The sequence below is a fragment of the Sulfitobacter sp. R86518 genome (assembly GCF_042466275.1).
GTDB lineage: Bacteria > Pseudomonadota > Alphaproteobacteria > Rhodobacterales > Rhodobacteraceae > Sulfitobacter > Sulfitobacter pontiacus.
The window spans coordinates 1,200,073-1,218,801 of sequence record NZ_JAXHCA010000005.1 but is presented as its reverse complement, the minus strand read 5'-3'; the positions used below and the strand labels follow the sequence as shown (position 1 = coordinate 1,218,801).

Genomic DNA, 18,729 nt, shown 5'->3' with positions numbered 1-18,729 from the left:
GGCCTTTTCACATCTCGACGAAGGCGCGCGGCCTCAATCCCCTAGCATTACATATTAATGTCGCCCTGCGGCCCCAGCATGTGGTCCATCAGGACCGACGGCTGATCGCAGCCCGCCTCCCCCACGACCCGCGCAGGGATGCCCGCGACGGTCTTGCAGGGCGGCACGGATTCCAGCACAACAGACCCCGCCGCAATGCGCGAGCAATGCCCGATAGAAATATTACCCAACACTTTCGCCCCCGCGCCGATCAGCACGCCGTTGCCAATCTTCGGGTGACGGTCCTGCTCTTCCTTGCCCGTCCCGCCCAAAGTGACCGAGTGCAGCATCGACACGTTGTCGCCTACGACCGCGGTTTCGCCAATCACGACGGAATGGGCGTGGTCGATCATGATTCCCTTGCCGATCGCCGCGGCGGGGTGGATATCGACGCCAAAAATCTCGCTCACCCGCATCTGCACGAAATAGGCCAGATCCCGTTTACCTTGTTTCCACAGGTGATGGCCCACACGGTAGGCCTGCACGGCCTGATAGCCTTTGAAATACAGGATCGGTTGCAACAGCCGGTGGCAAGCGGGGTCACGCTCGTAAATCGCCACCAGATCGGCACGTGCCGCCTTGATCAGGTCGGGATCACTGGCAAAGGCCTCCTCCACCATCTCATGGACCACCATCATCGACATTTCATTCGAGGCCAGCTTCGCCGCGATACGGTAGGACAGCGCTTTCTCGATGGATTTATGATGCAGAATCGTGGCGTGGACAAAACCGCCAATCAGCGGCTCATCGCGGACAGCATTCTGTGCTTCCGTCTGGATCTGATCCCAAACCGGATCCACCGTGGCGATATTCGTGCGTGCATTTGCCATAAGACCATCCTTCTTTGTCCCCACGATATAGCAGGTTCCGCCCAAGTGCCAAACGCAAAGCCAAGGGTTCACACGCGCAGTTTATCACAAATTGATCTCGCCAAACAGCGCGGGCCCCGCCCCGTATAGCGCAGAAACCTGCGCAGCACTGATCAACGCAGGCCCCGCCGCCCCGTCACTCGTGCGCATTTGGGCGGTATAGGTCCAGCTTGCGCGGTCCACGATCTCTTCGCGCAGGACAACACCGTTTTGCAGGATGCGCAGCTGATATTGTTCGCTTTCCTCAGCCAGCGGCACATCGAAATCCGTCCATTGGTCGCCATTGATCCGCGTCCGGCGTATCCAGCTAAACCGCAACGCCCCCGCCTCTTCTTCTGTTCGCAGGTGGCAGGGCCGATAGGGGCGCAGCCCGTTGCCGTCAAAGCTCTCCGTTTTTTGAACGTAGCTTGGGTCGTTTAGCGGGCGGCCCGCAGGCCCGATGCGATAGGTCTGCGCGATCCGCAACAGGTTCGGGCTCAGCTCGATCTGGCGAGGGACAGAGTTAAGCAGCACAAACTGCGATCCCGCCGGCCAGACATCCGGCATCACCCCATCCGACCCCGCTTGCCCGCGCAGCCGGTCGCGCAGAAGATAGGTTTGCGGGGCGATCAGATCGGCCCGCGCGAACTGGAACACCTCCCACCGGTCGGCAGAGCCGTCGCCGATCGCTGCCAGATTGGCCCCGCCCAGCAGATCGGCCTCATCAACACTCTCTAACACGCCGCTGGTCAGCGTGACCTGCAGCGCCTGCCCGCGATCCACCACACCGGGGCGCGCATGGGCCATGTCGTTTTGCGTGCCCCCCATTGTCGCGCGCAGGGGCATCAGGGTGTTCAACCTGAAATTCGCTTCCCCGCCAGAGGCATAGACCGCGACATTGCCCGGCCATTGCCGTGCGCTGGCCGCAATATGCGGCGCATGGGGCACCTCGTCACCGCGCAGCAGCGGCAGGTCCAGAAACAGCGCGTTCACCGGTACGGGCGCGACAAAGGGTTTCAACGCGACCAATTCGTCATCGAAGGGCGCGGGGTCATAGACCTCGGGCTCGATCCGCACGGCCTCGATCAAGGACATCTCCCCCATCTCGACCCGATCCACACGGTACAGCGCCTCCCCCTCGCCATCGTCTGGCGGCAAGGCAATCACATCGCCCGCGCCGACATCCATCATCGACGGCGGCAACGCCAGACGTACCCCTTCGCGTGCCACACGCGCCTCTGTCAGCCAGCGTTCAGCTGTCTGGTGCCCCTCCGCCCGGGTGAGCGCCATATTGAACTCTGACATCGCCACGGCATGGGTGGCGTCGTCAGGCAAGATCGCCTCTTCCGAGATCACCTCGTAGTCGCCATCCGCCTGCACAAAACGCAAGCGCAGACGCCCCGAAAGTTCCGCCTCTGCCTCACGGGACTGTTCCAACGGTGCCTCCAGATCACTCGAAACAGCCAACGTCTCTCTGTTCAGCGGCACGGCATCCAATCCGTCCCGCATGATGAAACGCAACACCCCGTCGCGTTCCACCGCATCAAAGCCATAGCGCAGCATCAACGGCTGCAACGCCGCGCGCGCATCGGCCACCTCGTCCACCACATAGCCGCGGACATAGCCATACAGCCCAGAGGTATCGAAATCGTTAACGTCTGCACGACGGCAGATCGCCGCCACGAGCTCGGACAAGGGCAGCGCCGCACTGCGCCCGTTTAGCCAATGCCCACGGGCGTAATTTCGACCATCGCTCCACAGCGCGCGATTATTGGGAAAGAAAGGATAGGGCCGCGTGTCCCAGGCCCAAACAAAGGCGCGGGTCATATCCACCATCGGCCCGCCATAGGCCGCCGAGACCGGATTATGCGCCGGATCCCGCCAATGATCCGCCACGGCACGCAGATATTGCATTTGCATCAACTCATCCCGCGCGCCCGATGAATAGCGCGGCAAACTGCTTTCAGAGCTTTTGAGGTCAAGAAACTTGTTCGGCTGGTTGGTCCCCTTGTCCACCGCCGCGCAGCCGTATTCTGTGAACCAGATGGGCTTGGACCTTGGCTGCCAGCCCGTCGGCTCCGCTGCGCGCGCACCGCCGATACGATTGTGGTGCAGGTTCTCCCACCAGCCGCGTAGATCCTTGTAGCGGTAAACCCAAGGCTCCCCATAGGCCCCATCGGTGATCGGCGTACGGAGTTGCGCCGCGCGCGCCTCGGGCGAATGGTAATACCAGTCAAACCCTTCGCCCCCCGCAACATTACCCGCCAGATAGTCCAACGCATAAATGCTGTCGCTTTGCTGCGCGTCCAGATGATCTGTACCGTCGCGCCAATCGGACAGCGGCATATAATTGTCGATGCCGATGAAATCGATAGTGTCGTCGGCCCACAGCGGATCAAGGTGAAAGAACACATCGCCGCTGCCATCTTGCGGGTGATAGCCGAAATATTCGGACCAATCCGCGGCATAGCTGATCTTGGTGCCCGCGCCCAAAAGCAGCCGCACCTCTGCGGCCAGCGCGCGAAACGCCTGCACCGCGACAAAGCTGTTCCCCGCCCCGCGGATCTGCGTCAGCCCGCGCATCTCGGTGCCGATGCAAAAGGCCTCTACCCCGCCTGCGGCTTTGCACAGGGCGGCATAATGCAGGATGAACCGCGACATCGACCATTCCTGTGGACCGGAATAGACCACCTGCCCGCCCGCAACGGTAAAATCCGCCGCCGTGACCGTGCCAAAGAACGCCGCTACCTCGTTATGCGCGTTCAGCGTCCCGTCAGAGCTGCCCGCCTGACCCGGCGCTTTCGCCAGCGTGATCCGCCCCCGCCAAGGCAGCTTGGGCTGGGTGCCCGCATCGCTATAGGGATCGGGCAAGGTATTCCCTTCTAGCTGGTCCATCAGGATGAACGGGTAGAACATCACCGCCTTGCCGGCCGCCTGAATGGCATGGATCGCCTCGATCACCGCGGCATCTGCGGGGGTGCCACCATAGACCGGTCGGTCGTCCTCGCGGGCGATCACCTCGGCGGTGCCGCGGGTCAGACCTGCCACCTGCCACGGCATGTTTTCGCCCTCGTCCTCGGCGCTTTCCACCTTGGGGCGCAGGCGGCATTCGCCGCACCGCAGATCATCGCCGAACCACGAGACGACCAGCGACGCGGCAGCCAGCTGCGGCAGGTCCTGCGTGGCATCCTCCAGCGCGGCGGTGAAATCACTGCGCCCATCGGGGGTAGAGACATTAGCGCTCCACCGGCCACCCTGTCCGTCGGTATAATGCACCGGAGTCGTCGCTAACGCGTATTCCCCTGTGCCGGGAATCAGCGCGACACCTTTGACCCCATGGGTGACACTTATGTCGGCCGCAGGCGCATCCGGTTCCTCTGCACGCAGCACCTCGAAGGAAAACTGCGGCACGCGGTTGCCAAAGGGCCCCAGCCCGAGGTTCTCCATCACCACATAGGCCGTGCCACGATAGGCCGGCACCGCGTCCGCCCCCTCGATCGCGGCAATCGTTGGGTCGGGCAGTTGATCGCGCGTCCCGCGATAGACCGCCATATTCAGCGCGTGGGCCGAGATTTCCTCCCCATCCGCCCAGATCCGGCCAATGCTGGTGATCTCCCCTTCGCACAGGGCGATGGCGAGGCTGACGCTATAACTGTATTCCGTCGTCTGCGGGGTCGAGGGCGCGCCCTTGCCACCGCCGCCGCCCGTCACTGTCGTGGTCTCGGCAAAGTCCGAGGCCCAGATCACCTGTCCCCCGACACGCATCCGGCCATAGACCTGCGCAATCGCCGCGCCCTCGCCCGCCTGGGTCAAACGAAAGCGGTCAACCTTGCCGGTCTCGACCGCCTGCGCCCCTTGCCCCAGCAGCCGCTGGTCGATCACACGGCCAAGGGTCGCCCCCACGGCACGCCCAATGGCGACCGAAGACAAGCCCGCCAATGTGCCCCCGACAGAGCCGCCAATCGCCGCACCTGCGGTTGAAAGAAGTATCGTCGCCATCAGATCGCCTCCGCCGGGAATTCAAAACGCGCCACAATGCGCCTGCGCCACGGCAGGCTCAGCGGGCTTTCCGTCACCCCATGCCCGCTGTAGCCGTGGATAAAGCTCGCCTGCGCGCCGACCTCTGCCGCCACGCCCAGATGTTTCGCCACCGCCCCGCTGCGCATGCGGAACAACAGCACGTCACCGGGGGCCTCATCGATCAGGACCTTGGGCGAGAGGTGACGCAGCGCAGCACGCCAAAGCCGCTCGTCCCCCTGTGGTTCTGACCAGTCCATTGAATAGGAAGGGATCGCCTCCGGCTCCTCCCCCACCACCTCGCGCCAGATACCGCGCAACAGGCCAAGGCAGTCACAGCCCGCCCCCTTGCGCGCCGCCTGATGCACGTAAGGCGTGCCGATCCATCCCCGCGCCGCAGCCACCACGGCGGTCCCGCGCGCGCTCATCTCAGCGACCCGCCGGTATTGCTGCCCGAGGATTTCGGCACCGCCATCATCCAATCCGCGCTCGGCACATCAGGAAAGCCCTGAAAGTTCAGCAGGTTGTTGAACTTCAGCCGACAGGTGGTGTGGCGTTTGTCGCAGCCTGCCACCAGTCTCAGCCGTTGCCCGGCGGTGATTGCACCGCGGATCGGCTCCCACAGCTCGACCTCGCGCCGACTCTCCAGCACCCGGTCGTGTTTGATCATACCCCAAAGCCCCGCCGCAGGGCCGTCCAGCACCTCATGCCGCCCCCGCGCGAACCATGCGTCGTCAAACCCGTTGATCCCCTGCCAACGGAACACCCGCCCGTCCTCGTGCTCCTGCGCGGCGAGTGTCACGGCATAGCCCGCCGTCGCCAGATCAAACCCGCAGGCCGCATCCCCCAGCACCGCGGTGCAGGGCTTCTGAAACACCCGCCCCAAGGGCCGGTTCAACGCCTCGGTCAACCCGCGCAGTTCTGCGCGAAAGGCACCACCCGCGCGCTGCATCTCGGCAATCGTGCCGCGAAAGATCATGCAGCGGGCGGCCACATCGGCCCAGTTCACCCGCCAGCAGCACACCTCCGCCCCGTCAAAGCGCCCCTGCTCGATCTCGTCCTCGCGGATCGCGTCATCGCTCAGCGCGCCCAGCGCCTCTGTGTTATCCACCGACAACCCCGTACTCTGCGCCAAGGCCCGCGCACTCAGCCCGCTATCCGCACGAAACGCCAGCCCATCGAAGTCGAGCGGCTGATCATGGTCGGTAAACGCCAGCGTCACCCCGTCCCGCCGCCGGATTGCCCAGGCCGTGCACAGCGTCGTCAGCCCCCTTCGCGCATGCGCCAACAATGCGTCCTTGCCTGCCCCGCTCATACCCGCACCTCGATCACAGGCACATCCGGCACCTGCCCCGCCTGAAAACTGGCAACGCTGACCAGAATGCGATCCGTGTCAAAGCGGACAGGCACGTCGAATTCAAACCCCGCCGACACCTGCATTTCGGGGTCCGGCGCTTGGGCGAAACGGATGATGCCCGTGCTCAGATCAACCTCATAGTCGCTCCCCTCTTGCAGGGCGTCCTGCTCTATCCCCACGCACACGGTTCCGGCAACCGGCTTGGTGATCGGCCTGACGTAGCTATGTCCACCCGAGCTATAGGTCTTGACCAGTTGATAGTCCGTCCGAACACCATCCCCGAAGCCAAGGCTCTGATCCTCGAACGTGACCCCGACCGAAGAGGCGCAGGATTTGAAATCCGCCCAATCCTTCCAGCGAAACCCGTACATCTGCCCCATACGCGCCTCGAAGAACCCCGTGAGCGCTTGGATATCGTCGATAGAGCGCATTCCCAGCCCCGCATCATACACACGGCGTGAATGGGCCCAGGGGGTGTTGCGCTCCTCATACCCGTTGGCGAGCGTCACCACATCGGTACGGCGTTGCGGCCCCCCGAGAGATCCAAAGCTCAGGCTAGGTGGAAATCTGACATCGTGAAAATTCATCGGCTTGCTCCCCTAGCGGTTACGGTTGCCAGCGTTCAGCGCGCGGCTCAGCTGCGCGGCGACCTGGCTTTGACTGCGTTGGAATCCCTGCACATCAGGGGTGGTGATGTTCATGACCACGGTCGTCCCGCCGCTCGCGCCCCCTTTGACACCCAGCTTACCGTCCGGCCCCCGTGCCAAGGGCATGATCGCCTCCGGTCCGGCCTCGCCCATCAGCCCCATCCCCCCGCGCATGCCAAAGCCAGTGGCGGTGCTGACAATCCCCCCTTGAGCAAAGGGCATCACACGTCCCTGAGAAAACGGTGCCCCATCGGCAAAGGGGAGGATTCCCTGCACCAGTGATCCCACGCCCTGACTGATCAGCCCGCCGACGTGATCGGTCACCGGCTTCATCGCCGCGTTGTAGGTCGTGTTCACCATCGACCGCGCCACGGTGGACAGGGCATCTGACAGTTTCATCCCGTCAAACGCGACACCATCAAATGCCCTGCGCAATCCACGGCTCAGCCCCTTCTCTAACGTCGCGACATCCTTGCCTGTGGCGGCCAATGCGCTGCGCATACGGCGAAGTTCGGCATCGAAACCAGCCACCAGCGTGGCCGTCGCGCCAAGCGTCTCATTCAACCGCTCTGCGCCATCCTCGAGCCCCTCGAATGTATCATCCTGTGCCATCAGTCTTCCTCTCTCTGCCTATCGGGATAAGCCGCCATCAAGGCTGCCAATCCATCCCCCAACAGCGGAGCCCGCCCCGCCTCGCTCCCAAGCATCAGTTGCAGCTCTGCCGGGGTGAGCGCCCAGAATGCATCGGGCGTCAGCGACAATCCCCTCAGCCCCGCCCGCAGTAGCGCGGCCCAGTCCATCCCCAGCGCGGTCTCTGTCGTGGTCCTCTTGGGTGGCACGCTCATACGGGCACGACAAAGGCACGCGCCAAAAGCTCTGCGGCGGCCTGAGATGCGGCCACCGGCCCGCCCTCGATCTCGGCTTGCGCAAGCGTCTCGGCACTTACCTCAGTCCCCCCTGCACGCAGGCCCGCGGCCAACAGCAACAGCACATCCCGACTGCTGAACCGATGACCCTCGAACCGCTCGACCAACGCCACCAGCGACGGCTCCTCCAGCGCGTCCTCCAGCTCGGCTAAAGCCCCCAGGGTCAGCCGTGCCACGCGTCGCTGACCATTCACCACCAGCGCCACATCCCCTCGCCACCGGTTCACCATGATCAGACCCCGCCCTCGGGCGCGTCTGCCGTATCCGCGGTAAAGCTCAGCTGCCCCGCGGATTGCAGGCTCAGCTCATAGGTCGCCTCCCCATTCAGCGACCCGCCATATTCAATGGCCGCCACCTGGAACGGCCCCTCGATAATACCGAAGCTGGGGATCACGATCTGAAAATCCGGCGTCAGCCCGTCAAAAAACAACTGCCGTGCGCGTTCATCGGTGCCCGCATCGCGAAACACCCCCGACCCGCTGATTGCGGCAGATCGGACGCCTGCGCCCGCCAGCAGCTCCCGCCAGCCCCCATCACTGTCAAGCGAGGTCACCTCAACCGGCTCCGCGTTAAAGCTCACCCGCGTGGCACGCAGCCCCGCGATCGTTTCGAACTGACCATCGCTCGTCATGTCCACCTTGACCAAAAGATCTTTGCCCGCTTGAACAGCCATATCCACTCTCCTGTTAATTTCCTGAAACCTCGGCTCAGCCGTCCTGAACCCGCGCCCTGAACCGCATCTCTATCTGGCGGCGCGCATCCGCCCCGACCTGTCGTGCGACGGCCCGCTCGAACCGCAAGCTCACCAGCCGCCCGCGGCTCAGGCCAAACTGCCCACCGACCAGCGCATCACTCACCGCAGCGGCCACATGTTTCGCGGGGGCGAACCCCGCATGATGCGTGACGACAAGAACCGTGAACCGATGCTCCGCCCCGCCGCCCGTCCTGTCAGAGGCATCGCGCACCGCTTCGGACCCCAACTGCACATAAAGCGCCGGCACCTCCCCTGCAGGAGCCGCATCAAAAACCGCATCCCCCACCAGCGCCGTGATCTCCTGATCTGTGCTCAACACGCCAAAGACCGCCTGTTGCAGGGCAAACCCCATGCCATAGCTCATACCGCCACCTCCTCATGGGTCAGGCAGGCCAGATACCGTCCTTGTGCGTCCTGCTCTGCCACCGACTGGATCTGATAAACCCGTGTGCCCTCGCGAAAGCGCTGCTGCGGCAAGGGGCGCGCGGGATCGCCCACTGGCGCACCGCGTACCGTCACCACATAGACCCCGCGGCTCACCGCAATGGCGCCACGCCCCAAACGCCGGCCCCGCCGCGCCGTGACATCCGCCCAGAGATCCCCCACACGCACCCAGCTCCGGCTCTCTCCGCCCGCGCCATCAGGCTGAGGCACCTGCGCCTCCAACACCAAGCGGCGGTTCAACGACAGTCGGCTCATGCGCGTGCCCCCAAGCCGATCCGCAGCGGGCGGTAGCGCTCGATCAGGCTGCTCACCCCAAAGGGCATGCAGCCATCCCCAAGGCGGGTCTCGTGGCGGTATTCATAGTAATGCGCCGCCAGCATCAGCACGGCCTGCTGCAAATCCGCGGGCACAGCGCCCCAGCTTTCCCCAAGCCCCGCCTCGAACACGACCTGCACCGACCCTTGCGGCGGAATGAACGGCAGCATCGCCCCTGATGGCTTCAGCAACGGCGCCTGCATATCGCGCACCAGCCAATAGCGCTGCGGCTCGATCACCGTCTCCATCGCATCCCGCGACACCACGGTGACGCTCACGATCTGCCGGACCGGCCCCACGGGCAAAGCCTGCGCCTGCGGGTCCGCCCACTCTTGCACGGTCATGGTAAACAACCGCGAGATCAGCGCCTTGGACGTGCGCGCCTCAATCGCGGCAATGGCGGCACGCAGAAAGCTCGCCAAAACGGGCTCTTGTACGGTTTCGGTGCCAAAACCGCTGCCCATCCGCAAATGCGCCTTGAACGGCTCCAGCGGCAGATCGGCCTCCGCCACCCCAGTCTCTTCGATCAACATCTCATCGCTCCAAATCTAGCCCGCCAAAGCCCCCCGAACGCACACCCCGACTGCATCGCTCGGTCGGAGGCAGCAGCTAGGCAATGCACCCGGCGCATCACGGCGCGCCCGGGGGATGGGGCCAGCCACCGCCAGCCCCCCTATTCGACCCCGCGCCTTAGGCGGTGCCGAATTTCAGCAGCTTGATCGCGGCAAAGTCGCTCACGTCGCCGCCCACCCGTTTTGTGGCATAGAACAGCACATGCGGCTTGGCGCTGAAGGGATCGCGCAGGATCCGCAGGTCGGGCCGCTCTGCTACGGTGTAACCGGCGGCAAAATCACCGAAGGCGACCGAGAATGAATCCGCCGCCACATCGGGCATATCCTCGGCCACCAGCACCGGATAGCCCATCAGCCGCGCGGGCTGGCCCTGCGTCATCCCGTCAGACCACAGGAACCGCCCGTCCAGATCCTTGAGCTTGCGCACAATGCCCGCGGTCTTCGAGCTCATCACAAAACTCGCCTGCGCGCGGTACTGCGCCCCAAGCGCATAGACCAGATCGACCACCGCATCCGCCGTGATCTCGCCTGCGACACCGGTGGGCACATAGCCCAGATTGCCCCACTCCCAGATCACATTGTCAACCGTGGCATGGGCCAGAAACCCCTTGGGCTTGTCGATCCCGTCCCCGTGGATAAAGGCCGCGGCCTCGGCCCGCGAGAATTTGTCGGCGATCCGCCCCGCCAACCAGGCCTCGATGTCGAAGGCACTGTCATCCAGCAACCGCTGCGAGGCTTTGGGCAGCGCGCTCAGCTCGTGCAGCGGGATGGTGATCCGGTCGATCTGCGGCGTATCGGTCTCGGACACGGCCCCCGTTTCTGTTGCCCAACCGGCCCCCACATCCGCATGATCCACCAGCACGTCGTAAGAGGTCGCCTCGACCTGCACCACCGACGCAATCGCCCGGATAGAGGCCGTGGCATTCAACACCGACTTCACCCGATCCGAGGTCTGCGGGTCCACCAGATAGCCACCATCCGAATTCACCGCCGCCGACAGCGCCTTGCTCTCCAGCTCAAGCCCGCGCAACCCGTCGTCGTCGCCGTTGCGGATATAGGCATGCAGCGCCTTCTGATGCGGCGCACCGCTGTCCACAACCCCCGCCAATGGTGTGCGCGCAGGCAAAGTCATCTTTCGATCCAACATAGTCATTCGCTCTTCTGTTTGTTGCAACTTGGTCGTCATCTCGTCCTGAAACCCTTTGAAATCCTGCACAAATCCACCCACCGCGCGGCGCATCTCCTCGACCGCGCCTCGGGGCTCGGTGCCCATGTCATCCTCGTGTCGTTCCATCCGCTTACCCTCCGTTCCGTTTCAAATTCCGCCGCGCCTCGTCAAAGACACCGGCCATGCCGCGCAAGACGTCTCCGATGGAGATAAAATCCCCTTTGGCCGCGATCCGCGCCGTGGGGAGCATGGGAAAGGTCACCAGCGACACCTCCCACAGGTCCAGGGTCTGCAGCACCCGCTGGCCCGCGTCATTCTTGGCCGCCCGCTGCGTGCGATAGCCGATGCTGAGGCCATCAATCGCCCCTGCCTCGATCAAGGCCGCCGCCTCGCGGCCCCGCGCCACACTCTCCAGCAGCCGCCCCTTGACCCACAGCCCCCGCGCATCCTCGCGCAGCTCGTCCCACACGCCGATGGGCTGTGCCGGATCATGCTGCCACAGCATCTTGATCCGACGCCCCGCGGCCTCCGCCGCCGCCAGCGAGGTGCCATAAGCCCCCCGTGCCACCAGATCACCACCCTGATCGACCCGCCCGAACAGGCTGGCATAGCCGCTGATCTCGGTGCCGCCCTCCACCACAAGCCCCTCGTCGAAACGCGCGAACTTATGCTCCAACCCAGCGCCCATATGGGGCAAACCTCTTCCGTTCTCCGACCCGAGGCCGAAGCGCATGCCATCTTCCATGACACCCTCCCTTGCGTTCAAATTGCTACGGCGCGACCACCAGAAACGACTGTACCGCCTGCGCCAAAATCACCGCGACCACACCATAGACGGTCAACCACAACCGCCGCTCCAGCCGCTCCATCATCTCCTCCAGCCGGTCGAGCCGCTGCAAAAGATTCTCGTGGTGGATCGCGCTCACCCTCTCATGCGCCTGCAACCGCAACCCCGGCGCACATTCAAACCGGTCATATCCCATCTCCTCAACCATCCGCCGCCACCGCTGGCAGCCCCAACAAAGACCGCTTTTCCGCCTGCGTCAGAAAATCCGCCCCCGCCACCCGCGCCCATTGCGCGTCACGCTCCTGCGCCAGGGCGGGCACCTGATCCAGATCGGGCTTCAACGTCACCGCCTCATGCGTGAACCCCGCCAGCCACGCGCCAAGCGCCGCGGCAACCCGCGTGGCCAAAGGCAGGACCGTCAGCCGGTAGAACGCTCGATGCGCCTCCTGATAATTGGCATAGGTCGCATCCCCCGCGATCCCCAACAGCATCGGCGGCACCCCAAAAGCCAGCGCCACTTCCCGCGCCGCCGCCTCCTTGGTGCGGTGAAACTCCATGTCCGAGGGCGAAAACCCCATCGGTTTCCAATCCAACCCACCTTCCAGCAGCATCGGCCGCCCCGCATTGCGCGCGCCTTGATGGTGACTCTCCATCTCGCTGACCAAACGGTCGTACTGATCATCGCTCAGCTTGCCCTGCCCCTCGGCCCCGCGGTAGACAATCGCCCCCGATGGCCGCGCCGCATTATCCAGCAAGGCCTTGCTCCAGCGCGAGGCCGCGCCATGCACATCCAAGGCCATCGCCGCCGCCTGCAACGGGCTGAACCCATAGTGGTCATCCTGCGGGTGGAAATTCTTGATGTGACAGATCGCGGCCGTATCCCCGGCCACGTCAAACCGATGCTTGCGCCCGCCGACGGCATATTCATAGGCCACCGGCCAGCCATCCGCCCCCGGCACCACCGACATGCGATCCGACCGCAAGACATGCAGCTCCATCGGCACCGGCCCGGCGCCAACCGCCTCGATATAGCCGTTGCCCGTCAACAACAGCTGCGCATAAAGCGCCTCCAGCAGCTCCGCACGCCCCTGCGCCCCATTGGGCCGTGCCACCAGATCCAGCAGCGGATGCGCCTCGAACCGTTGCGCGGCATCCTGCAACACCAGCGGCAGGGCCGCCGCGGCCTCCGCAATCAGCTTCACCGACCGAAACCCCACAGGGTTGCCGCAAAACCCGCTGCGCGTCAGGCTGACCACATCGCGCGGGCTCCAGGCCACGCGCCCGCTGGTCTGAACCGCAACGACAGGCCCGGTGGCAGAGGCTTTCTTCTCCGCAACCACCTCAACCGCCCCCCGTTTGAGAAAATCAAAAACCATGCCGCTGCTCTCCCTGCTGATTGACCGCCCCATGAAAATCTCACCAATCCCTTAACGTCGCCCGACCAGAGCGCACGCCCCGCCCGCAACAGCGCTTCATTTTGCCCGTTAAACTCTCCCCGAAGGGCCGCTCTCCTCCGCAACGCGCTCATAATCCACGCACCCCGGGCATCCGCCACTGCGCCGCAGGCTCGATCATCAGCTCATGCAGCGCCCAGACCAGCGCATCGACGCGGTCCGGCGATCCGCCGCCCTCATAGCCCCGCGCTGTCATCCGGCACATCTGGTCCTCCAGCGCGTCCAGCCCCGCCACATGCCCCACGCGCCCCTGCTCATAAAGCGCCGCCACAGGCTCCGCCCGCGCGACCTTGCCACGGCTGGCATGGACCGATTTGACCGGCACCAATGGGTCGACCTGACGCAAGACCTCCGCCACCATCTGCCCGCCCTGATTGACCTCGGCGACAAGGCGGTCTGCGCCGTACTGCTCCATCGCGCTGATCGCCGCGCGCGCCCACCCCGACGGGGTCGCCCCCTGCACCGTGCAATCGGCCAGCACGACGGCGCGCCAATCCTGCGGCGGGCCTTGGGTCTGGGCACCCACCACCACGATCCCGCATTCATCCGACCCCGCGCCGGCGGTGGTGGCAGGGTCCAACCCCACGACGATCCGGTCCAACAAGGGCACATCCCGCACCCGCCCGGCCTCGATCCGCTCGGATGTCCACAGCGCCCCTTCCGCATCAGCCAGCAACACACCGTCCAGTTCCTGTCGGCCCAACCGCGTCCCGCGATAGCGCGCCCGCACCTCCTCCAGGAAAGAGCCCGCAAGGTTCGCGGCATTCGCCTCTGTCGGGGCATGGGTGGTCACGGTCGACGGCGACGCCAGCAGGTTTTTCAACACGCCGACATTGCGCGGAGTCGTGGTCACACAGACCCGCGGATCCTCCCCCAGCCGCAAGGCGAACTGCAACTGGTCCCACGTCTCTTCGGCCTTCTTCCACTTGGCCAGCTCATCCACCCAGGCCGCGTCAAACTGCGGCCCGCGCAGCCCCTCTGGGTCATGCGCCGTATGCACCGTCGCCACCGCCCCGTTGGGCCAGACCAACCGCTTGCGCGTCGCCTCCCAATCCGGTCGCCGGTCCGCGGGCGAGCACGCCAATATCCCGCTGTCGCCAAAGATCATCACCTCGCGCACCTGCTCGATCGTCTCTCCCACCAGCGCCACACGGCGACAGCGCCCCGCATCCAAGGGCCGCGACCCCTCGACCTGCGCGCGCACCCATTCCGCCCCCGCGCGCGTCTTGCCCGCACCGCGCCCGCCCATGATCACCCAGGACCGCCAGTCGCCGTCGGGGGGCAGCTGATGCGGCATGGCCCAGAACTCGAACAAAAAAGGGAGAGCCAAAAGCTCTCCCTCCTCCAGATCATTCAGGAACCGGGCTTGCACCGCAACATCGGCGGAGCCGATCCAGCTTGCACCCGATGTCAGCCCGCGCCCTTTCCATGTCCAGCGCGTATCCCCCTCGGGCAATGCCCGCTTGTCTGTTTCTGCACTCATTCAGATAGGTCTCCACCTTGACGCAGGTCGCCACCATGCCACTGGCCTTACCCAATGCCTTCGACGCTGCTGTTTCGTTTACTTCCTCCCCGGATCGGGCCTGTTCGCGCAGGCTCTCTATCTCGCGGCGCAAATCGCGGATCGCGACCTGCAACGCCTGAAGCTGCTCTTCGCTGGCAGCAATTTCCTGTTCCGGGGTATTCATCGTCATTTTGCTCTTACCTCTCGTTTTGGACCTCCAACCCGAGCAGACACGAAAAAACGGCCACCGGAACTTAATCCGGGGCCGTTTGCCCATGTCTTCTAGCATGGACGTATTTCTATGTCAGAGCGGACGCAAAGTCAAGGAAAACAAGGTTACCGAAACCTTACAAGCCCTTACGATGGTTAACAAATTCCTAACTTACCCCCGCTCTGACGCTTAGTTTCCGCCCGTCGACGCATTGCCCGCCGCTTCCGCGCCACGCTCCGCCTCGATCTGGCGCCAGCGCGCGACATTGGCGTTATGCTCTTCCAATGTCTCGGCAAAAGCGTGACCGCCGGTGCCATCGGCAACAAAGAAAACATAGTCCTCGCTGGCCGGTTGTGCCGCTGCCATCAGGCTCGCACGTCCGGGGTTTGCAATCGGCGTCGGTGGCAGCGCGTCGATGACGTAGGTGTTGAACGGAGTCTCCTTGCGCAGCTCGCTGCGGCGCAGACCACGCCCCAAGACGCCCTGCCCGTTGGTGATCCCGTAGATCACGGTCGGGTCCGTCTGCAGACGCATGCCTTGGTTCAAACGGTTGACGAAAACGCTCGCCACCTGTTCGCGCTCTTCCGGTACGCCGGTTTCCTTCTCGACGATAGAGGCAAGGATCAACAGTTCCTCAGGCGTCTCGACGGGCAGCCCCGGATCGCGAGCCTCCCAGGCTTCGGCCAGACGCTGTTCTTGTGCCGCGGCCATACGCGTCAGGATTTCGGCACGGTCGTCCCCTTCCGAGACCTCATAGCTGTCGGGGGCCAAAGATCCCTCCGCAGGTACCGCAGCGATCTCGCCAGACAGCAGATCAATGGCTTTCAACGCCTCGGCCACCTGCCAGCTTGTCACGCCCTCTGCCATCGCGATGCGGAACCGCGTGTCGGCCTTCGCCTTGGTCTGGGTATAGACCTCTGGCACCTCATCCTCACCGGGGGTGAATTCGGCACGCTCGACGAAGCGGCTTGTTGCGGGGTCCAGCTCACGCACCTGCGTGCTGATGCGGTTCACACCGATGCGGTAGACAACTTCGGTACCGCAGGTGCTTGCCCCGCCGCGTGTAACCGTGTCCACGATCTCTTTCATCGAGGCTTCGGGCTGGATCAGAAAGCTCCCCGCCTTCAGGTCGCGGGTCTTTTCCTCATACTCCGCCCCAAGACGGAAAATCGCAGCCGAGCTTACGGCCTCTTGCGTAGCAAGATCATCGCCCACGGCACGCATGTTCGACCCGCGCTCCACCTGCAGGCAGATCGCCTGCGACAGCGGACCGGGGGCATCATACTGCCCCCGCCCCCACAGGATAATCCCGCCTAACAAAAACAAGCCTAAAATCAGAAACGTAACAGCGTTAGACGCGATATGACGCCACATTAGGATGCTTTCCCGAAGATCACGCTCGCGTTGGTGCCACCAAAGCCGAAAGAGTTGCTCAGCGCGACATCAATCTTGCGCTCGACCTTCTTGTTCGGGGCCAGATCGATCTTGGTTTCAACCGCAGGATTGTCGAGGTTGATGGTCGGCGGGGCCACCTGATCGCGGATCGCAAGGATAGAGAAGATCGCCTCGATCGCGCCAGCAGCCCCCAACAGGTGACCGGTCGCGGATTTCGTCGACGACATGGTGACCGTCTCAACCGCGTCGCCCAGCATCCGCTCGACCGCGCCCAGTTCGATCACATCAGCCATGGTCGATGTGCCATGCGCGTTGATATAGTCGATGTCTTTTGGCTCCAGCCCGGCACCACGCAGGGCGTTGCGCATGGACCGTTCGGCCCCGTCGCCATCCTCGGCAGGGGCCGTGATGTGATAGGCATCGCCCGACAGACCATAGCCCAGCACCTCGGCATAGATCTTGGCCCCACGGGCCTTGGCGTGTTCGTATTCTTCCAGCACGACAATACCCGCGCCCTCGCCCATGACGAAACCGTCACGATCCGCGTCATAGGGGCGGCTTGCCTTGGTGGGGTCGTCGCCCCGCTTGGTGGACAGCGCTTTACAGGCGTTGAAGCCCGCCATGCCGATCTCGCAAATCGCGGCCTCGGCCCCGCCGGCAATCATCACATCCGCGTCGCCATGCTGGATCAGACGGCTTGCGTCACCAATCGCATGGGCACCGGTGGAACAGGCGGTCACAACCGAATGGTTCGGGCCGCGGAATCCATAGCGAATCGATACCTGACCCGAGATCAGGTTGATCAGCGCGCCGGGCACAAAGAACGGGCTCACGCGGCGCGGGCCTTTCTCGTGCATCATCACGGCCGTGTTCGCGATAGAGTTCAGGCCCCCGATGCCCGACCCGATCAAGACGCCGGTGCGTTCCAGATCTTCGCGGTCCGTGGGCATCCAGCCGGAATCCTCGACCGCTTGCTGTGCTGCGGCCATGCCGAACAGGATAAAGGTATCCACTTTGCGCTGTTCTTTCGGCTCCATATACTTGTCGCCGTTAAAGGTACCATCCGTACCGTCGCCAAGCGGCACTTCGCAGGCGTATTGAGTGACCAGCTTGCTGGGATCGAAGCCCGTGATCTTGCCCGCCCCGGACTGACCATCCAAAATTCTGGACCAGCTGGCCTCCACGCCATCGGCCAACGGAGTTACCAATCCCAAACCTGTCACTACTACTCTGCGCATATCCAAGCCCCTTGGTGTTTCTTTGCGTTGACCGGCTATACCTTGCCGAGACCGTAAATTTCAAGACGCGAAGCGCCCAAGCCACGGTCAGACCGGCGGGCCTTTGCGCGTCATCAGACGTATCTTGTCGCCGTCAAGCTCTATGTCGCGCAGCGCGGTATATCCCAGGGTCTCGGCCAGCCGCAGCGACGATGCATTCGCCACGGCGATCATGCACACCGTGCGCCCCATCACCACGCGGTCGAACCAGTCATGCGCCGCACGCGCGGCTTCCAGCCCCAGCCCCGTGCCCTGCGCTTCAGGGGCCAGCACCCAGCCGGCCTCGGGAAAGGGATCGAAATCGTCGCCAAACCCGCGGGAACCAAAGAAAAACCCGACCTGACCTTCCATCTCGCGGGTGCCGCGCGACTGGATCGCCCATTGACCAAACCCGACAATCTGCCAATGGCCCGCATTGCGCAGAAACGCATCCCAGCTTTCGGCCTTGGGTTTGGGCTTGCCGGTAATATGGGTCACCACGGCGGGCGTCGCCCAGATGTCAGCATAACGGGGGAAGTCTTCGGCCCGCATGGCGCGCAGGGTGAGACGGGCGGTATTGATGGTCGGTACTGATCGCGACATGTGGTGAATTACCTTCACGCTTGAATTTCTGTCACCGGCAGTGTCACGCCGCAGCCCGCGCAAGGCAAGTGACGCGCGGTCCCCCCAAGCAAAAACGGCGCCCTTCCGCTAGGAAGAACGCCGTTCTCTAAATCTCGTGCCGCCGCGACGCCTATGGGGCTGCGGCTGGCGAAAACGTCTTAGGACGCTTCTTTGATGAACTTGACCGCGTCGCCGAAGGTCTGGATGTTCTCGGCTGCGTCATCGGGAATCTCGATGCCGAACTCTTCTTCGAACGCCATAACCAGCTCAACAGTGTCGAGGCTGTCTGCGCCAAGATCGTCGATGAACGATGCGTTCTCAACAACTTTGTCTTCTTCAACACCCAGGTGCTCTACAACGATCTTCTTTACGCGGTCTGCGACGTCGCTCATATTCAGTCCTCATTCATTC

The 18,729-nt window shown here is 63.8% G+C and carries 22 protein-coding genes; all 22 read right to left on the bottom strand.

Translation table 11 applies throughout. From position 1 onward, the window contains the following. Positions 1–47: 47 nt before the first annotated feature. The 22 genes from cysE to SJY36_RS06765 all read right to left on the bottom strand — a co-directional run bounded on the left by cysE (position 48) and on the right by SJY36_RS06765 (position 18,710). A complete protein-coding gene (cysE, locus tag SJY36_RS06870) occupies positions 48–869 on the bottom strand; it encodes a serine O-acetyltransferase (protein WP_386173825.1) in 822 nt (273 codons plus the stop codon). 84 nt (positions 870–953) lie between these two features. Beyond that, entirely contained in the window at positions 954–4,886 is a 3,933-nt protein-coding gene (locus tag SJY36_RS06865) for a glycoside hydrolase/phage tail family protein (protein WP_386173823.1), read from the bottom strand. Next, on the bottom strand, positions 4,886–5,332 hold the full coding sequence (locus SJY36_RS06860; RefSeq protein ID WP_260001992.1) for a peptidase: 447 nt from the start codon (positions 5,330–5,332) through the stop codon (positions 4,886–4,888). The genes SJY36_RS06865 and SJY36_RS06860 overlap by 1 nt, the downstream gene beginning before the upstream one ends. Further along, a complete protein-coding gene (locus SJY36_RS06855) occupies positions 5,329–6,219 on the bottom strand; it encodes a DUF2163 domain-containing protein (RefSeq protein ID WP_386173821.1) in 891 nt (296 codons plus the stop codon). Before SJY36_RS06855 ends, SJY36_RS06860 begins: the two co-directional genes overlap by 4 nt. After that, on the bottom strand, positions 6,216–6,848 hold the full coding sequence (locus SJY36_RS06850; RefSeq protein ID WP_386173819.1) for a TIGR02217 family protein: 633 nt from the start codon (positions 6,846–6,848) through the stop codon (positions 6,216–6,218). Before SJY36_RS06850 ends, SJY36_RS06855 begins: the two co-directional genes overlap by 4 nt. Positions 6,849–6,860: 12 nt before the next feature. Beyond that, on the bottom strand, positions 6,861–7,520 hold the full coding sequence (locus tag SJY36_RS06845) for a phage tail tape measure protein (RefSeq protein ID WP_386173817.1): 660 nt from the start codon (positions 7,518–7,520) through the stop codon (positions 6,861–6,863). Further along, a complete protein-coding gene (locus SJY36_RS06840; RefSeq protein WP_386173815.1) occupies positions 7,520–7,753 on the bottom strand; it encodes a rcc01693 family protein in 234 nt (77 codons plus the stop codon). Before SJY36_RS06840 ends, SJY36_RS06845 begins: the two co-directional genes overlap by 1 nt. Beyond that, on the bottom strand, positions 7,750–8,064 hold the full coding sequence (locus tag SJY36_RS06835) for a gene transfer agent family protein (protein WP_009826749.1): 315 nt from the start codon (positions 8,062–8,064) through the stop codon (positions 7,750–7,752). The genes SJY36_RS06840 and SJY36_RS06835 overlap by 4 nt, the downstream gene beginning before the upstream one ends. A gap of 2 nt (positions 8,065–8,066) precedes the next feature. Then, entirely contained in the window at positions 8,067–8,507 is a 441-nt protein-coding gene (locus tag SJY36_RS06830) for a phage major tail protein, TP901-1 family (protein WP_386173813.1), read from the bottom strand. Between the two features lie 34 nt (positions 8,508–8,541). After that, a complete protein-coding gene (locus SJY36_RS06825; protein WP_386173811.1) occupies positions 8,542–8,952 on the bottom strand; it encodes a DUF3168 domain-containing protein in 411 nt (136 codons plus the stop codon). Further along, entirely contained in the window at positions 8,949–9,287 is a 339-nt protein-coding gene (locus SJY36_RS06820; RefSeq protein ID WP_386173809.1) for a head-tail adaptor protein, read from the bottom strand. The genes SJY36_RS06825 and SJY36_RS06820 overlap by 4 nt, the downstream gene beginning before the upstream one ends. Further along, positions 9,284–9,880 carry a head-tail connector protein gene (locus SJY36_RS06815; protein WP_132996764.1) on the bottom strand — a complete coding sequence of 199 codons (597 nt, stop codon included), beginning with the start codon at positions 9,878–9,880 and terminating at the stop codon, positions 9,284–9,286. Before SJY36_RS06815 ends, SJY36_RS06820 begins: the two co-directional genes overlap by 4 nt. Before the next feature lie 157 nt (positions 9,881–10,037). Further along, the gene (locus tag SJY36_RS06810) at positions 10,038–11,213 is read right to left on the bottom strand and encodes a phage major capsid protein (RefSeq protein ID WP_386173806.1); all 1,176 of its coding nucleotides are present in this window, start codon (positions 11,211–11,213) and stop codon (positions 10,038–10,040) included. 4 nt (positions 11,214–11,217) lie between these two features. Beyond that, positions 11,218–11,832 (bottom strand): HK97 family phage prohead protease, encoded by a 615-nt coding sequence (locus SJY36_RS06805; protein ID WP_386173804.1) that lies wholly within the window; start codon positions 11,830–11,832, stop codon positions 11,218–11,220. A 25-nt stretch (positions 11,833–11,857) separates the two neighbouring features. Next, positions 11,858–12,082 carry a hypothetical protein gene (locus SJY36_RS06800; protein ID WP_005852894.1) on the bottom strand — a complete coding sequence of 75 codons (225 nt, stop codon included), beginning with the start codon at positions 12,080–12,082 and terminating at the stop codon, positions 11,858–11,860. After that, positions 12,075–13,250, bottom strand: coding sequence for a phage portal protein (locus SJY36_RS06795; RefSeq protein WP_386173802.1), 1,176 nt, complete (start codon positions 13,248–13,250; stop codon positions 12,075–12,077). The genes SJY36_RS06800 and SJY36_RS06795 overlap by 8 nt, the downstream gene beginning before the upstream one ends. A gap of 148 nt (positions 13,251–13,398) precedes the next feature. Next, complete coding sequence (locus SJY36_RS06790; RefSeq protein WP_386176469.1) at positions 13,399–14,625, bottom strand: DNA-packaging protein; 1,227 nt, start codon at positions 14,623–14,625, stop codon at positions 13,399–13,401. A 52-nt stretch (positions 14,626–14,677) separates the two neighbouring features. After that, positions 14,678–15,022 (bottom strand): hypothetical protein, encoded by a 345-nt coding sequence (locus SJY36_RS06785; RefSeq protein ID WP_286779764.1) that lies wholly within the window; start codon positions 15,020–15,022, stop codon positions 14,678–14,680. Between the two features lie 210 nt (positions 15,023–15,232). Then, the gene (gene mltG / locus SJY36_RS06780) at positions 15,233–16,417 is read right to left on the bottom strand and encodes an endolytic transglycosylase MltG (protein WP_184582353.1); all 1,185 of its coding nucleotides are present in this window, start codon (positions 16,415–16,417) and stop codon (positions 15,233–15,235) included. Further along, a complete protein-coding gene (fabF, locus tag SJY36_RS06775) occupies positions 16,417–17,676 on the bottom strand; it encodes a beta-ketoacyl-ACP synthase II (protein ID WP_074635104.1) in 1,260 nt (419 codons plus the stop codon). Before fabF ends, mltG begins: the two co-directional genes overlap by 1 nt. A gap of 87 nt (positions 17,677–17,763) precedes the next feature. Beyond that, positions 17,764–18,297 (bottom strand): GNAT family N-acetyltransferase, encoded by a 534-nt coding sequence (locus SJY36_RS06770; RefSeq protein ID WP_386173799.1) that lies wholly within the window; start codon positions 18,295–18,297, stop codon positions 17,764–17,766. A gap of 179 nt (positions 18,298–18,476) precedes the next feature. Continuing rightward, on the bottom strand, positions 18,477–18,710 hold the full coding sequence (locus SJY36_RS06765) for an acyl carrier protein (protein ID WP_005852881.1): 234 nt from the start codon (positions 18,708–18,710) through the stop codon (positions 18,477–18,479). Between the last annotated feature and the right edge of the window lie 19 nt (positions 18,711–18,729).

Coding starts and splice junctions, on each gene's coding strand:
- cysE (WP_386173825.1), bottom strand. CDS start 869: ATGGCAAATGCACGCACGAATATCGCCACGGTGGATCCGGTTTGGGAT.
- SJY36_RS06865 (WP_386173823.1), bottom strand. CDS start 4,886: ATGGCGACGATACTTCTTTCAACCGCAGGTGCGGCGATTGGCGGCTCT.
- SJY36_RS06860 (WP_260001992.1), bottom strand. CDS start 5,332: ATGAGCGCGCGCGGGACCGCCGTGGTGGCTGCGGCGCGGGGATGGATC.
- SJY36_RS06855 (WP_386173821.1), bottom strand. CDS start 6,219: ATGAGCGGGGCAGGCAAGGACGCATTGTTGGCGCATGCGCGAAGGGGG.
- SJY36_RS06850 (WP_386173819.1), bottom strand. CDS start 6,848: ATGAATTTTCACGATGTCAGATTTCCACCTAGCCTGAGCTTTGGATCT.
- SJY36_RS06845 (WP_386173817.1), bottom strand. CDS start 7,520: ATGGCACAGGATGATACATTCGAGGGGCTCGAGGATGGCGCAGAGCGG.
- SJY36_RS06840 (WP_386173815.1), bottom strand. CDS start 7,753: ATGAGCGTGCCACCCAAGAGGACCACGACAGAGACCGCGCTGGGGATG.
- SJY36_RS06835 (WP_009826749.1), bottom strand. CDS start 8,064: ATGGTGAACCGGTGGCGAGGGGATGTGGCGCTGGTGGTGAATGGTCAG.
- SJY36_RS06830 (WP_386173813.1), bottom strand. CDS start 8,507: ATGGCTGTTCAAGCGGGCAAAGATCTTTTGGTCAAGGTGGACATGACG.
- SJY36_RS06825 (WP_386173811.1), bottom strand. CDS start 8,952: ATGAGCTATGGCATGGGGTTTGCCCTGCAACAGGCGGTCTTTGGCGTG.
- SJY36_RS06820 (WP_386173809.1), bottom strand. CDS start 9,287: ATGAGCCGACTGTCGTTGAACCGCCGCTTGGTGTTGGAGGCGCAGGTG.
- SJY36_RS06815 (WP_132996764.1), bottom strand. CDS start 9,880: ATGTTGATCGAAGAGACTGGGGTGGCGGAGGCCGATCTGCCGCTGGAG.
- SJY36_RS06810 (WP_386173806.1), bottom strand. CDS start 11,213: ATGGAACGACACGAGGATGACATGGGCACCGAGCCCCGAGGCGCGGTC.
- SJY36_RS06805 (WP_386173804.1), bottom strand. CDS start 11,832: ATGGAAGATGGCATGCGCTTCGGCCTCGGGTCGGAGAACGGAAGAGGT.
- SJY36_RS06800 (WP_005852894.1), bottom strand. CDS start 12,082: ATGGTTGAGGAGATGGGATATGACCGGTTTGAATGTGCGCCGGGGTTG.
- SJY36_RS06795 (WP_386173802.1), bottom strand. CDS start 13,250: ATGGTTTTTGATTTTCTCAAACGGGGGGCGGTTGAGGTGGTTGCGGAG.
- SJY36_RS06790 (WP_386176469.1), bottom strand. CDS start 14,625: ATGCCGCATCAGCTGCCCCCCGACGGCGACTGGCGGTCCTGGGTGATC.
- SJY36_RS06785 (WP_286779764.1), bottom strand. CDS start 15,022: ATGACGATGAATACCCCGGAACAGGAAATTGCTGCCAGCGAAGAGCAG.
- mltG (WP_184582353.1), bottom strand. CDS start 16,417: ATGTGGCGTCATATCGCGTCTAACGCTGTTACGTTTCTGATTTTAGGC.
- fabF (WP_074635104.1), bottom strand. CDS start 17,676: ATGCGCAGAGTAGTAGTGACAGGTTTGGGATTGGTAACTCCGTTGGCC.
- SJY36_RS06770 (WP_386173799.1), bottom strand. CDS start 18,297: ATGTCGCGATCAGTACCGACCATCAATACCGCCCGTCTCACCCTGCGC.
- SJY36_RS06765 (WP_005852881.1), bottom strand. CDS start 18,710: ATGAGCGACGTCGCAGACCGCGTAAAGAAGATCGTTGTAGAGCACCTG.